Below are 13,855 nucleotides of genomic sequence, written 5' to 3' on the forward strand. Positions count from 1 at the left end.
AAAAAGAAAGCTCAACGTTACATAGTAAAGAAGCCACTCAAGTGGCTTCAACTGAACAATTAAATCAAAAATAATAATGAGGAAGAACCATGTCCGTCGTGATTTATCATAACCCACGCTGCTCAAAGAGCCGTCAAACTCTCGAACTGCTTGAAGCAAACGGCGTACAGCCAGAAGTTATCAAATACCTAGATACGCCTTTAACTATCGAGCAACTTAAAGTGCTTTTCACGCAGCTTGGTTTTGACAGTGTTCGCGAAATGATGCGCACCAAAGAAGCGAATTACAAAGAGGCTAATCTTGGCGATGAATCTGTTACCGATGAAGATCTATTCTCAGCAATGGCGACAAATCCAAAACTGTTTGAACGCCCTGTTGTTGTTGCGAACAACAAAGCAAAGATTGGTCGTCCACCAGAGCAAGTGCTAGAGATTCTGTAAGCCGATATGAGCATCAACATTCTTGTTCTCTACTACAGCCGCCACGGCAACACACGAGCGCTAGCAAGGCAAATTGCACGAGGGGTTGAATCTATCCCGAACTGCGAAGCCATGTTAAGAACAGTGAACGACGTATACACAGGAGAAGAGCAGCCTGATTCGCGTTATCAGCCGGCCGATCCTATCGCGACATTGCACGAGCTCCGTTCTTGCGATGGTTTAGCACTAGGCAGTCCGGTTTGGTTTGGCAACATGGCTGGACCTATGAAGCACTTTTGGGACAGCACAACATCACTGTGGATTAATGGCGATCTGATCGATAAGCCAGCTTGCGTGTTTACCTCTTCTTCATCACTGCATGGCGGGCAAGAGACCACACAACAAAGCATGATGTTGCCACTGCTTCACCATGGCATGTTAGTGGTAGGTATCCCCTACTCAGAACCTGCGCTGCACACCACTCAAACCGGTGGCACACCCTATGGTGCGAGTAGTACCGGAGAGAGCGCTTCATTAAGCAAAGATGAAATTGAGTTGGCGCAAAACCTAGGCAAACGCCTAGCGCGCATCGCAATAAACCAGAAGGGAATTTCTCAATGATGTATATGCCAGAGAAGGCGATGTCTCCCACAACCAAGCTATTCCGCTACCTTGCTTTAGCGGGCAACTTGTCGCTTTTATTCTGGGTGATTGCTTGGCAGATGACACTTTCGCCGCACCCTCATCTAAGTAATGTAACGCTTGCGATCGCTTGGGCTATACCGCTGTTACTGCCATTACCGGGCATTCTTGCAGGTAAACCTTATACGCATGCTTGGGCGAACTTTGTCTTAATGCTCTACTTCCTACACGCATTAACTATTTTGTATGTAGACGGTGGCGAGCGCTTATTAGCGGCTGTAGAACTGCTTCTAACGACTCTAGGCTTCGCGGGCAATATCTTATTTACTCGCTTTCGAGCCAAAGAATTAGGCATCAAACTTAAGCGCCTTTCTGAAGTAGAAAAGACAGAGAAAGCTAAGTTCGAGCAGTAACCTGGATTAGGTTGTCCTGATCTAGTATCAATAGAAAAAAGTGACAACAAACAAAAAGCCCTGCGAGATTTCTCTTGCAGGGCTTTTTTCATGAATTCATTTCAATCGGTCATGTCAGAAGACAATCACTAGCGAACCCATTCGTATACTAGGCTTGGCTTAGCATGTACTGGCGCAACAACTGTTAGCTCTTCCGAGCCAGACGTATTCGTTAGCTCAGCATCCGCTTCAGTTGATAACTCACCACCTTTGATGACTTGAACACTTGGGTCTGCTTCGTTAGCCGTCGCTTCTGCGCCATCTTTCAGGGTCGTATCAGTAACAGATGCTGAATCATCGCCTACAGACATGGTGTTGTCTTGCGTTTCAAATTCAGGGCTCACTTCAGGTTCAATATAAGATTCTTCAACCTTTGCGACTTGGCGAATGCTTTCCACTTCTTGCTCAAACTCTTGTTGAGTCGACAATAAGTGAATTCGGAAAGTTACTTCGTTATTCTGAATTTTCAGAATATCTAAGCTTGCCACCGAGTTTAAACGCTTCAGTGCATTCTCCAATTGGAAGAAATCTTGTGCGTTATTCAGGCTAATAAATTGCGTTAAAATCGACTCTGATGATTCACTTGCTACTGTAACCGCACTTTTACCTGCGTAGTAGTTACTGATTTGGTCGACAAGTTTCTTAGAAGTCGTCGCGCTGTTGCCCGATAGCGAACCACTGACTGGCGATTTTGGTGCGCTCGTCAATTGGTTTGGCTTTTGATCGTATAGCGTCCAACGTAAACCTGAAGATTGAGCTTTTATCACCAGAACAGCATCAACCGGGTAACGCTGACTCGCTTTACTGATCGGTGTAACAAAGCTACCCCAAAGATCAGAGGTCGCAATACCCGTAATGTCATCAAAATCACCCACTGGTAGCGTTAGAGGCAAACCGCGCTCTTTTGCGTTGGCTTGTAAACCTGCCGCTAATTGTGAGTTGGAGTGTTCCCAGACAATATTCTTGTCGTAGTTCTGTTCTTCCACCAGCCAAACAAGGATATTTGAGCGAGTATCAGGCCAATACGGCAATTGTGCTTGAGTCAGTAGCGAACGGATTTGAGCGCCGTTAAAACGCATGCGCAATGTTGATTGGTCATTGCTTTCACCAAAACTCATTTGAGACATGTACTGCGAACTCTTACGCATCGCCTTTTGAATCGTCTCATTCGAAGCGACATCAGTTTGGCCAGTCGCACGTATCAAAACCTGCTCCATGCCGGTATTTCTTGCCACTTGTTCTGGCTGTTTGTTTTCAGCGTTAATCGCAACTTCAGCACTAAAGATATCTACTTGAGTTAATGCATAACTCGGAGAGGCTAATAGTCCCATCAACAACAATGCTATGTAGCGCATACTGATCCTAATATTCAAATCTTGTGCCTAGATGATAAGCAACTATGGATTGAGGGGCAAGGTCGATAGCGCCCACTGTGTTTAATAACCACAAAATATCACCTGGCCATGATAAATCGCTCACTTATAAACTGAATTTTTCGAGCTTTGACGAATATAAAATATCACTAAGATAAATAAATTTGATCTATTTGGTGTGGCAATCGATTGCTAAGTGATAGAATCCCGCGAATTTTATTTTTCACTTTTCATATAACGACCATTTTTAAGGACATAACATGAAGAATGCTCTGCAAGGTGCACAAATGCTGTTTGTAGCTTTTGGTGCGCTTGTATTAGTGCCGCTACTGACTGGACTCGATCCCAACGTTGCACTCTTTGGCGCGGGTATCGGTACCCTTTTATTCCAACTTATTACACGCCGTTCAGTGCCAATCTTCTTAGCGTCTTCTTTTGCATTCATCGCGCCTATCATGTTTGGTATTCAAACTTGGGGTGTCGGTGCAACCATGGGCGGCCTAATGGCAGCAGGTGTTGTGTATGTCTTAATGGGCGCGTTGATTAAAGTGCGTGGCGTAGCCTTCATCCATAAACTGCTTCCACCCGTCGTGGTTGGCCCTGTGATCATGGTTATCGGCTTAGGTCTTGCGCCTGTTGCAGTAAACATGGCGCTAGGTAAAACCGGCGATGGTGCGGTTCAACTTATCGATGCAGACGCCGCGTTATGGATCTCGTCTATTTCATTGCTAGTGACGATTGTCATCAGTGTTTTCTCGAAAGGCTTCCTTAAATTATTGCCTATCTTTGGTGGCATTGTTGCGGGTTACGTAACGAGCTTGGTATACGGTGTCGTTGATTTTACCCCCGTAGCTCAAGCAGCTTGGTTAGCGCTACCAAACTTCACTGCACCAGAGTTCAACATCAACGCTATCTTCTTTATGGTGTTTGTGGCAATTGCACCTGCTGTTGAGCACGTGGGCGACATGCTTGCTATCTCGAACGTAACCGGTAAAGACTACCTTAAGAAGCCAGGCTTACACCGCACTATTACTGGTGATGGTGTGGCAACGATTGCCGCTTCTATGCTGGGCGCGCCACCCAATACAACCTACAGTGAAGTAACGGGTGCTGTAATGCTGACTAAAGCATTCAACCCAGTGATCATGACTTGGGCAGCAGTAACAGCGATTGTTCTGGCTCTAGTAGGTAAGCTAGGCGCTCTTCTGCAAACGATCCCAGTTCCTGTGATGGGCGGCATCATGATTCTACTGTTTGGTTCTATCGCGACGGTAGGCTTGAATACTCTAATTCAGAATAAAGTAGACCTACATAAATCACGCAACCTTGTGATTGTGGGTATTACGTTAGTCTTCGGTATTGGCGGCATGGCATTTGGCATCGGTGACTTTAGCCTACAGGGCGTAAGCTTATGCGGTATCGTGGCAATCCTACTTAACCTAGTCCTTCCAGAAGAATTAGGCGACAACACCGTAGTAGACAAAGCTCAAATCGATTAATTTATCGGTAAGGCTAGATTCAAAAGAATCACAACCTAACAAGATCAAAAAAGGGAGAGCATCGAATGCTCTCCCTTTTATTTATACGGCTAATTAAGCAGGTTCAGTTAAGTTTAAAAACTCTTTAAATTAACTTAAACCGAAACTGAATTACTTAGTACCGAAGATCTTATCACCAGCATCGCCAAGACCAGGAACAATGTAGCCCTTGTCGTTTAGCTTCTCATCGATTGCAGCCGTGTACAGCTCAACATCTGGGTGCGCTTTTTCTAGAGCAGCGATACCTTCAGGAGCAGCAACAAGCACAAGAATTTTAAAGTGCTTACAACCTTTCTCTTTCATAAGGTCGATAGTCGCGATCATAGAACCACCTGTCGCAAGCATTGGATCTACCACTAGAGCAATACGCTCGTCGATGTTAGATGCAAGCTTGTTGAAGTATGGTACTGGCTCAAGCGTTTCTTCGTCACGGTAGATACCAACAACGCTGATACGTGCACTTGGGATGTGCTCTAAAACGCCGTCCATCATGCCTAGACCAGCACGTAGGATTGGCACTACAGTTACTTTTTTACCTTTAATTTGGTCAACTTCTACTGGACCGTTCCAACCGTTAATCGTCACACGCTCAGTTTCAAAATCTGATGTCGCTTCGTATGTTAGAAGGCTACCCACTTCTGTCGCTAGCTCACGAAAACGCTTAGTGCTAATGTCACCTTCACGCATCAGGCCAATTTTATGTTTTACTAGCGGGTGTTTCACTTCAACAACTTTCATTTCCAACTCCGGCAATATTTAAACAAACCTGTAGATTATACACGAACTGTGGGGTTATTTCAGAATCTTTATTCTAATAAAAAAAACCGCGCAAACGTTTGCTCTTGGTAATCAAGCCCTGTTAGAATAGCGCCGTTTTCACATCCAACTTAAGTTCGAGGACTATCCCGTGAGTGGTAATACTTCTTCTCTAAGCTACAAAGACGCTGGTGTTGATATCGACGCAGGTAATGCACTAGTAGACCGTATCAAAGGTGCTGTTAAACGCACTCGTCGCCCTGAAGTAATGGGCGGTATTGGTGGCTTTGGCGCCCTATGTGAACTTCCAACGAAATACAAAGAGCCAGTACTTGTTTCAGGTACTGATGGTGTTGGTACTAAACTTCGCCTTGCTTTGGATCTGAAAAAACACGACACCATTGGTATCGACCTAGTGGCAATGTGTGTGAACGACTTAATCGTTCAAGGTGGTGAGCCGTTATTCTTCCTAGACTACTACGCAACAGGTAAGCTAGATGTAGATACAGCAGCAGACGTTGTTTCTGGTATCGCTGAAGGTTGTGTTCAAGCTGGCTGTGCACTAATCGGTGGTGAAACGGCTGAAATGCCTGGCATGTACGAAGGCGATGACTACGATGTTGCTGGCTTCTGTGTTGGTGTCGTAGAAAAAGCTGACATCATCGATGGCACTAAAGTAGCTGCAGGCGACGCACTTATCGCTGTTGGTTCAAGTGGTCCACACTCAAACGGTTACTCTTTAATTCGTAAAGTTCTAGAAGTTTCTGGTGCTGATAAAAGTGAAGAGCTAGAAGGTCGTACTATTGGTGAGCACCTACTAGAACCGACTAAGATTTACATCAAATCGGCACTTAAGATGATTGCTGAGCATGACATTCATGCTATCTCGCACATCACAGGTGGTGGTTTCTGGGAAAACATCCCACGCGTACTTCCTGAAGGCACTAAAGCAGTGATTGACGGAAAAAGCTGGGAATGGCCTGCTATCTTCAACTGGCTACAAGAGAAAGGGAACGTGGAAACATTTGAAATGTACCGCACTTTCAACTGTGGTGTAGGCCTAGTTGTTGCTCTACCTAAAGATCAAGCAGACGCTGCTGTTGAACTACTGAAAGCTGAAGGCGAAAACGCTTGGGTTATCGGTGAGATCGCAAACTCTGAAGCTGGCGAAGAGCAAGTAGAAATCAAATAAGTGATACGCTCACTTACTTAGTTAATCAATGAGGACCTTATGGTCCTCATTTTGCTATTTAGCCCGCAGAAAACCTTAGTTTATGTAGGTACATTGTAAATACTTCAGTTAACCAATCGCATGACCCACTCTATGAAGAACAGCCATTCTATGAATAACAGTCACTCTAAGAAAAACATCGTCGTTTTAGTCTCAGGAAGCGGAAGTAACTTGCAAGCCATTTTGGATGCCTGTGACAGCCACACGATTGACGCCTCTGTTAAGGCCGTTTTCTCAAATAAAGCGGATGCTTTTGGTCTAGAGCGTGCAAAATCAGCAGGTGTTGACGCTCACTCGGTGAATCCAAAAGAATTTAACTCCCGTGAAGAGTTTGATCATGAATTGATGGTTCAGATCGATGCTTACCAACCCGATCTAATCGTACTCGCTGGCTATATGCGTATTCTGAGTTCAGAGTTTGTTCGCCATTACGCGGGGAAAATGATCAATATCCACCCTTCTCTGTTACCTAAGTACCCAGGCCTACACACCCACCAGCGTGCCATTGATGCGCAAGACAAAGAACACGGCACCAGCGTTCACTTTGTTACCGAAGAACTCGATGGTGGCCCTGTGATCTTACAGGCTAAGGTGCCAGTATTTGAAGATGATGATGCTGACATGTTAGCAAGTCGAGTGCTGACTCAAGAACACTGCATTTATCCTATGGTCTGTAAATGGTTTGCCGAAGATCGTTTATCGATGGTAAACGGGCAAGCTGTCTTAGACGGTAAAGTATTAGGCAATCACGGTTACGCAGAAGAGTAATTTGTATAGCTGTTCGCGCAATAGTAAATCACGGAATAAAAAGTAAATCACTGAAGAGCAGCCCTTAAAAATCAGAAAACAAAAAGGCCGCTTACTGACTTATTAGTTCAGTAAGCGGCCTTTCTTTTGTTCGGATCAAAAATGATACTATTCGGAACGTTTATTTAGCTCAATGGCTCAGTTGGTGCTTGGCTTGCAACCTTTTTAGGTGCATAAGCAACATCTTCCAATGCTTTGTGGTTATTGCCGATCAGCTCACCAAAATGAAACAACGCGTATTCGCCCGGCTTCATTCTAAACCACTCTTCATTGCATGTTAGAGGCTGAGTTGCTACCACCGTGACCACATCATTCGGCGTGGTCTCTTCTTGGAAGTTTATCTCAACATCTTCATCAATCAGGCTCGCATTACCAAAAGGCGCGCGTCTTGTTATCCAGTACAAATGATTCGTACAGTAGGTCATCACGTACTCGCCATCACTGAGTAACATGTTGAAGACGCCTTTCTCTCTTAGCTGATCACAACACTCAGCGACAAAGCGAAACATACCTTCCATGTCTTGAGGTGGCTCAGGAAAACGATCTTCTAGTTGTTTCACTAACCAACAGAAAGACAGTTCACTGTCCGTCTCACCGACCGGTCTGAAACGACCACTAACCAGATCATCGTAATCCGTTAATTGGCCATTATGGGCGAAGGTCCAGTATCGTCCCCAAAGCTCACGGGTAAATGGGTGAGTATTTTCTAGATTAACGCCACCACGATTGGCTTGACGGATATGACTGACAACAGCTTGACTTTTAATTGGGTAGTTTTGAACCAACTCAGCGATCTTGGATTCACAACTAGGGTTAGGATCTTTAAACGTACGGAAACCCTTTCCTTCATAGAAAGTAATACCCCAGCCATCGCGGTGCGGGCCGGTATTGCCTCCACGCTGCATAAGACCAGTAAAGCTAAAACAAATATCAGTTGGCACATTCGCGCTCATACCGAGCAATTCACACATGGTTTAATCTACTCCCTATCAAAACCAATGGAGCCTAAGTTGGGCTCCAAATGTCTTTAAAACTATTATTCCATTTCTTTTTCAACAAGCTGAATCACAATGTGGATGATCTTAATGTGAATCTCTTGGATGCGGTCCGCGTAACCAAAATGCGGAACTCGAATTTCGATATCGGCACAACCTGCCATTTTACCGCCATCTTTACCGGTTAACGCAATGGTTTTCATGCCTTTAGCTTGAGCAGCTTCAATCGCTTTCAAAATGTTGGCAGAGTTACCTGAAGTCGACAAACCAAACAACACGTCACCCTTACGGCCTACGGCTTCTACATAACGAGAAAATACGTGGTCGTAGCCAAAGTCGTTACTTACACAAGATAAATGGCTAGGGTCTGAAATCGCAATACCAGCGTAACCTGGACGATTTTCACGGTATCGGCCAGTAAGCTCTTCCGCGAAGTGCATCGCATCACAGTGTGAGCCACCGTTACCACAAGAAAGTACTTTACCCTCTTGCTTAAATGAATCTGCAATCAGTTTTGCGGCAGCTTCAATTTGGGCAATGTTATGGTCATCACTCAAGAACTTGTTAAGAACGTCAGCAGCTTCGTTCAATTCACTTTTGATTAGGTCATGGTACATAAGGCTTATCTCTTATATTTTTTTACGCAACTTAAAGTACGTGAAATGAGAGCTGAGGGTTTTTCCCTCTATTACCTGAGTTTACCCACAAACATGAAATAGTGTCGACACTTAAGCCCAAAGATTGCCACCTTTATTAGCCTGTCACTGCCGATCCGCCCAAATATTCGCCACCAACCTCTCACAATTAGAACTTTAACTCTATTGAGATCACTTTTTATCCACTTTAGAGTTTTACAAATATTTAATATTTTGTTTACACTTGACTGGTTAGACCTCTTACCTAAACTTAATAACAATAAGTGATCTCTGAAAAGGAAATCGATCATGAACATATTGCTCTCCCTACTCGGCATGACAGCTGTCTTAAGCGTCTGTCTTTACCATAGAGTTAGCCTAGTACGCGCATTAATCGTATTAACCGGCGCAATGGTAGCATTAACACTGTTTGGCGGCGTAGCTGTCACTGGCTGGCTTTGTTATCTCTTAGCCATTGCGATTTTTGCTGTACCGGCAATTCGTCAGACTATCATCAGTCAAAAAGCGCTTTCTTTGTTTAAGAAAGTACTGCCTGCAATGTCTCAGACAGAAAAGGAAGCATTAGAAGCGGGTACTGTATGGTGGGAAGCAGAGCTGTTCAAAGGCAAGCCTGAATGGAAGAAACTTCAAAACATCGCTGACCCGAAGCTGTCTGAAGCTGAGCAAGCATTTTTAGATGGTCCAGTAAATACAGTGTGCGAAATGGTCAATGATTACCAAGTAACGCATGAGCTGGCTGATTTGCCACCAGAAGTATGGCAATACCTGAAAGACCATAAATTCTTCGCAATGATCATCAAGAAAAAGTATGGCGGTTTAGAGTTCTCGGCTTACGCTCAGTCTTTAGTGCTACAGAAGCTAACGGGCGTTTCTAGCGTATTGTCATCAACCGTTGGCGTACCTAACTCGTTAGGCCCCGGTGAGCTATTGCAGCACTACGGTACAGAAGAACAAAGAAACCACTACCTACCCCGCTTAGCGGAAGGTAAAGAGATCCCTTGTTTTGCCCTAACTAGCCCAGAAGCAGGCTCAGATGCCGGCTCAATCCCCGATTACGGCATCGTATGCAAAGGTCAATGGCAAGGCGAAGAAGTTCTAGGTATGCGCCTCACTTGGAACAAGCGCTACATTACCCTTGCACCTGTCGCAACAGTATTGGGACTTGCGTTTAAATTACGAGATCCAGACGGCCTACTTGGTGACAAGCAAGAGCTCGGTATCACTTGCGCGCTTATCCCTACAGATTTAAAAGGCGTGAAGATTGGTAATCGTCACTCCCCACTTAACGTACCGTTCCAAAATGGCCCAACCCAAGGTGATGATCTCTTCGTTCCTATCGATTTCATCATTGGTGGCCAGAAAATGGCAGGACAAGGCTGGCGTATGCTAGTTGAGTGTCTATCTGTTGGTCGTGGTATCACACTGCCTTCAAACTCAACGGGCGGCATTAAATCGGCTGCGCTGGCAACCGGTGCTTACGCTCGCATTCGTCGCCAGTTCAAACAACCTATTGGTCGTATGGAAGGGGTTGAAGAGCCGCTTGCACGCCTAGCAGGTAATGCCTACGTAATGGATGCAGCGAGTAACCTAACGGTTGCAGGTATCGATCTTGGCGAAAAGCCTTCGGTTATCTCAGCAATCGTGAAGTACCACTGTACTCACCGTGGCCAACGCAGCATCATCGATGCGATGGATATCGTCGGTGGTAAAGGTATTTGCTTAGGCCCATCAAACTTCTTAGCTCGTAGCTACCAAGGCGCGCCAATCGCGATTACCGTGGAAGGTGCCAACATCCTAACTCGTTCGATGATCATCTATGGTCAAGGTGCAATTCGTTGTCATCCTTACGTACTGAATGAAATGGAAGCCGCTTATTCTGAAAGCAGCGATGCACTGGATAAGTTTGATTCAGCGTTAGCAGGACACGTTAGCTTTACGATGAGCAACCTAGTCCGCAGTGTGTGGTTTGGTTTAACCGATGGTCGAGGCTCAGACACGCCAACACCATCTAATAAAGCGGACAAACAGACTCAACGCTACTACCAAAAATTGAACCGCTACAGTGCCAACTTAGCGCTACTTTCTGACATTTCAATGGCCGTTTTGGGTGGTTCACTGAAACGCAGAGAGCGCCTATCAGCAAGATTAGGCGATATCCTAAGCCAACTGTACCTAGGTTCAGCAACACTTAAGCGCTTCGAAAGTGAAGGCAGCCACGCTGAAGACTTGCCGTTAGTACATTGGGGTATGCAAGATAGTTTACGTCAGACTGAAGTTGCGATTGATGAGTTCCTAGCGAACTTCCCTAATCCTGTGATTGGGCGTTTACTTCGTGTTGTGTTGATGCCATTCGGTCGCATTCGTCGTGCACCAAACGACAAACTGGATAGCCAAGTCGCGCACATTCTACAAACGCCAAGCGAAACACGTTCTCGTATCGGCCGTGGCCAATACTTGGAAGCGACTGAATACAACCCAGTGGGTAAGATTGAAAAAGCACTAGAAGTGATTCTTCAAGCAGAACCTCTATTCGACAAAGTCTGCAAAGAGACGCACCAAAAGCGCGCTTTCTTACGACTAGACCTTGTTGCTCAATTAGGTTTAGAGAAAGGCATCTTAACGCAAGAAGAGGCAGACCTGCTGACTAGCGCCGAGGAACATAGACTGTACACGATTAACGTTGACGACTTCTCTCCAGAGGAGCTTGCAGCAAAGTCTCAGTACCCAGACCAATCGATTGATAACGTCGCTTAAGGTTAGAAAAAGAAACAAAAACGGGACTCCTATGAGTCCCGTTTTTTTGTTCATGACATCGTTGTCACAAATTTTAATGCTGACATTCTCGAAGCTTACTTTCTCGAGATTTGTTTTCTTGAAGTTTGCTCTCTCAGGACAACTCTAATGATATAGACAAGTTACTTTGGTGCCTTAAGCTGCATCTCTGGTTGAGCTTTTTTCTTCGCCTTTACCCGACGAACCACAAACCAAATCAATAAACCTATTAGAATCGCGACCACATTACCCACCGCAATAATGATCATACTGCGCTGTCTGTCATCTTCACGCTTCTGAAGTATCATCAACTCTGCTGCGATACGCTTTTGCTCAGCAAGCGCTTGTTCTTGCAGGCGTCGTGACTCCGCTAAGTCGATATCTTCAACAACGCTGTACGAGTGCTCGGTAATGGGAAAGATCAGTGGACGTTGGCTTGAGGCATCAGTGGCGTAAACCATCCCCGACCAGTTATAAATCCCCAAATCGCCATTATAAGGCACCTCTAAAGCGACTTTCATTGCATCGACCTCAGCTTGGCCCTGCTTATACATTTCGTATTCATCCGGAGCCTTGTGTTCAACATGAACCGCTAACGAACTCGGCGCAATCATGCCCGGCTCCCCTGAAACGACAATCGTATGAGGCAGCCCCTCTTTTCGAGACTGAATGAAGGTTGTAGTGATCGGTGTTGGGTACACCAAAACTTCTTGCTCTTGCGCTCGCAGGAACACACCATTGCCAGAAGTAATACGCGCGCGGTATTTACCAGGCTCAATATCAATAGGCAACGACACAGTGAAAACGCCATCTCCGGCTTTTTCATCAAGACCACTGCCATCGTCGGCAAACTCGCCCATCACAACCGGAATTGGGCGCGCCTCTCTCACTAAAGACTCTTCATTTTCAACGAACTTAGTAAAAGTGACCTTAAGTTTCACGCGATCTAAAAAATCACGCAGCACAAGAGGCTTGCCGTCAGAGGTCAAACGAGCCGTAAATTTAATGTGTTCGGTTTGATACAGTTTGTCTGGGAAGTCATTGGCATCTAAAACAAGGTGAGACAATAGCTTGATGTTGTTCTTAGGTGAGACTTTACCAACCGCTTGCCAAGGGCCTGGCATCGGATCGTCGATAGAGATAATGTCCATGGACGATTCTTCGTACCAGCGGACATTATCAGCATTGCGCCAAGAGTAGTATTTCTTGCCATCCGGACGAACCAAAACGACAGGTTTAGAGTTATCGGCTCGATAAATCACAAAAGTGACTTGTTCAATACTGGGATCAACTCGAAAACGGTTGTCTAATAAACTCATTACGGATTCTGTTGCCGCATGTAAGCTAAAGCTTAACAACAATAAGCAACCGGTAGCCAATACCCTTAACATACTTTCTCCCTACTGACGCCAGAGGCAGCTTCCGCTTTTCTCGACGAGGTCTAAACGACTTTGATGCGCTTCTACTTCATCGGCCGTAGCTCGTAAAACCTTTAGGGATTTTCGACCACTTTCTGCTCTTCGTATACTTTCACCTTCACCTTCCTTTTGGCCTGCGTTAAATTGCAGCGAAGTTTGCCCACCCGTCATCAATAAATAGACGTCGGCTAGGATCTCCGCATCGAGCAATGCGCCGTGGAGGGTACGGTGCGAGTTATCAATACCGTAACGATCACATAAGATATCTAGGTTGTTTCTTTTGCCTGGAAATATCTTCTTCGCCATGGCCAAGGTATCGGTAACTTTACAGTAGTCATCCGTTTTACCTATCGCAGGGTTGAGCTTCTCAAATTCATAGTCCATAAAGCCCGTATCGAAGGGCGCGTTATGAGCTACCAGCTCAGCACCTTTGATAAAGTCGAGAAACTCTTTATGTATGTCTTGGTATTCTGGCTTATCAATCAAGAATTCATCGGTAATACCGTGAACGCCAATCGCCTCTTCTTGAATCGCACGATCGGGCTTGATGTAGACGTGGAAGTGACGCCCGGTCAGCCTACGGTTGATGATCTCTACCGCACCAATTTCAACGATGCGATGCCCCATATAGTGAGGGCCACCTTCTGTATTCATACCTGTGGTTTCGGTATCGAGTACAATGATGCGCTTATTTTCGTCCGAACTGTTTTTTTCGTTCGTGTTTTGTTCTGGAGTGCTACTGGTATTCATAAGGATAACTGTGTCAGACTATGCCGATAATGTGCTTGAGGTAATA

General features: G+C 45.3%; 13 protein-coding genes. 7 read left to right on the forward strand and 6 right to left on the reverse strand.

Annotated features, from left to right (window positions below; genetic code table 11):
* The first annotated feature begins 89 nt into the window (after positions 1-89).
* The 3 genes from arsC to M4S28_RS13425 are packed head-to-tail and all read left to right on the forward strand — an operon-like array spanning position 90 to position 1,474.
* Positions 90-440, forward strand: a complete 351-nt coding sequence (gene arsC / locus M4S28_RS13415) for an arsenate reductase (glutaredoxin) (RefSeq protein WP_249631951.1) — start codon at positions 90-92, stop codon at positions 438-440.
* A 6-nt stretch (positions 441-446) separates the two neighbouring features.
* Positions 447-1,040: an NAD(P)H:quinone oxidoreductase gene (wrbA, locus tag M4S28_RS13420; protein WP_249631952.1), complete on the forward strand. Its 594-nt coding sequence runs from the start codon at positions 447-449 to the stop codon at positions 1,038-1,040.
* Complete coding sequence (locus tag M4S28_RS13425; RefSeq protein ID WP_004734315.1) at positions 1,037-1,474, forward strand: DUF2069 domain-containing protein; 438 nt, start codon at positions 1,037-1,039, stop codon at positions 1,472-1,474. Before wrbA ends, M4S28_RS13425 begins: the two co-directional genes overlap by 4 nt.
* 128 nt (positions 1,475-1,602) lie before the next feature.
* Here the strand turns inward: M4S28_RS13425 and M4S28_RS13430 are convergent, their stop codons facing one another.
* Entirely contained in the window at positions 1,603-2,868 is a 1,266-nt protein-coding gene (locus M4S28_RS13430) for a DUF2066 domain-containing protein (protein ID WP_249631953.1), read from the reverse strand.
* Between the two features lie 278 nt (positions 2,869-3,146).
* Between M4S28_RS13430 and M4S28_RS13435 the strand changes: the two genes are divergently transcribed.
* On the forward strand, positions 3,147-4,385 hold the full coding sequence (locus M4S28_RS13435; protein WP_004734317.1) for a uracil-xanthine permease family protein: 1,239 nt from the start codon (positions 3,147-3,149) through the stop codon (positions 4,383-4,385).
* A gap of 150 nt (positions 4,386-4,535) precedes the next feature.
* On the opposite strand, the gene upp is transcribed toward M4S28_RS13435, so the two are convergent.
* Positions 4,536-5,162, reverse strand: a complete 627-nt coding sequence (upp, locus tag M4S28_RS13440; RefSeq protein ID WP_004734318.1) for a uracil phosphoribosyltransferase — start codon at positions 5,160-5,162, stop codon at positions 4,536-4,538.
* 169 nt (positions 5,163-5,331) lie between these two features.
* On the opposite strand from upp, the gene purM reads away from it, so the two are divergent.
* Positions 5,332-6,372, forward strand: a complete 1,041-nt coding sequence (gene purM / locus M4S28_RS13445) for a phosphoribosylformylglycinamidine cyclo-ligase (RefSeq protein WP_004734319.1) — start codon at positions 5,332-5,334, stop codon at positions 6,370-6,372.
* A gap of 120 nt (positions 6,373-6,492) precedes the next feature.
* Positions 6,493-7,179 (forward strand): phosphoribosylglycinamide formyltransferase, encoded by a 687-nt coding sequence (purN, locus tag M4S28_RS13450; RefSeq protein WP_099426121.1) that lies wholly within the window; start codon positions 6,493-6,495, stop codon positions 7,177-7,179.
* A 164-nt stretch (positions 7,180-7,343) separates the two neighbouring features.
* Here purN and M4S28_RS13455 read toward each other — a convergent pair whose 3' ends face one another.
* Complete coding sequence (locus M4S28_RS13455) at positions 7,344-8,189, reverse strand: class II glutamine amidotransferase (RefSeq protein WP_017079424.1); 846 nt, start codon at positions 8,187-8,189, stop codon at positions 7,344-7,346.
* A 65-nt stretch (positions 8,190-8,254) separates the two neighbouring features.
* Positions 8,255-8,830 carry a D-sedoheptulose 7-phosphate isomerase gene (gene lpcA / locus M4S28_RS13460; protein WP_004734322.1) on the reverse strand — a complete coding sequence of 192 codons (576 nt, stop codon included), beginning with the start codon at positions 8,828-8,830 and terminating at the stop codon, positions 8,255-8,257.
* Between the two features lie 327 nt (positions 8,831-9,157).
* On the opposite strand from lpcA, the gene fadE reads away from it, so the two are divergent.
* Complete coding sequence (gene fadE / locus M4S28_RS13465) at positions 9,158-11,623, forward strand: acyl-CoA dehydrogenase FadE (protein ID WP_249631954.1); 2,466 nt, start codon at positions 9,158-9,160, stop codon at positions 11,621-11,623.
* Positions 11,624-11,784: 161 nt separating this feature from the next.
* Here the strand turns inward: fadE and M4S28_RS13470 are convergent, their stop codons facing one another.
* Together M4S28_RS13470 and dnaQ are read right to left on the reverse strand one after the other, a co-directional pair.
* Positions 11,785-13,032, reverse strand: a complete 1,248-nt coding sequence (locus tag M4S28_RS13470; protein WP_249631955.1) for a TIGR03503 family protein — start codon at positions 13,030-13,032, stop codon at positions 11,785-11,787.
* 9 nt (positions 13,033-13,041) lie between these two features.
* On the reverse strand, positions 13,042-13,809 hold the full coding sequence (gene dnaQ, locus M4S28_RS13475) for a DNA polymerase III subunit epsilon (protein ID WP_017084141.1): 768 nt from the start codon (positions 13,807-13,809) through the stop codon (positions 13,042-13,044).
* Between the last annotated feature and the right edge of the window lie 46 nt (positions 13,810-13,855).

This window comes from Vibrio sp. J383, from assembly GCF_023503985.1.
GTDB lineage: Bacteria > Pseudomonadota > Gammaproteobacteria > Enterobacterales > Vibrionaceae > Vibrio > Vibrio splendidus.

Coding starts and splice junctions, on each gene's coding strand:
- fadE (WP_249631954.1), top strand. CDS start 9,158: ATGAACATATTGCTCTCCCTACTCGGCATGACAGCTGTCTTAAGCGTC.
- M4S28_RS13430 (WP_249631953.1), bottom strand. CDS start 2,868: ATGCGCTACATAGCATTGTTGTTGATGGGACTATTAGCCTCTCCGAGT.
- lpcA (WP_004734322.1), bottom strand. CDS start 8,830: ATGTACCATGACCTAATCAAAAGTGAATTGAACGAAGCTGCTGACGTT.
- M4S28_RS13470 (WP_249631955.1), bottom strand. CDS start 13,032: ATGTTAAGGGTATTGGCTACCGGTTGCTTATTGTTGTTAAGCTTTAGC.
- dnaQ (WP_017084141.1), bottom strand. CDS start 13,809: ATGAATACCAGTAGCACTCCAGAACAAAACACGAACGAAAAAAACAGT.
- arsC (WP_249631951.1), top strand. CDS start 90: ATGTCCGTCGTGATTTATCATAACCCACGCTGCTCAAAGAGCCGTCAA.
- upp (WP_004734318.1), bottom strand. CDS start 5,162: ATGAAAGTTGTTGAAGTGAAACACCCGCTAGTAAAACATAAAATTGGC.
- M4S28_RS13425 (WP_004734315.1), top strand. CDS start 1,037: ATGATGTATATGCCAGAGAAGGCGATGTCTCCCACAACCAAGCTATTC.
- M4S28_RS13435 (WP_004734317.1), top strand. CDS start 3,147: ATGAAGAATGCTCTGCAAGGTGCACAAATGCTGTTTGTAGCTTTTGGT.
- M4S28_RS13455 (WP_017079424.1), bottom strand. CDS start 8,189: ATGTGTGAATTGCTCGGTATGAGCGCGAATGTGCCAACTGATATTTGT.
- wrbA (WP_249631952.1), top strand. CDS start 447: ATGAGCATCAACATTCTTGTTCTCTACTACAGCCGCCACGGCAACACA.
- purN (WP_099426121.1), top strand. CDS start 6,493: ATGACCCACTCTATGAAGAACAGCCATTCTATGAATAACAGTCACTCT.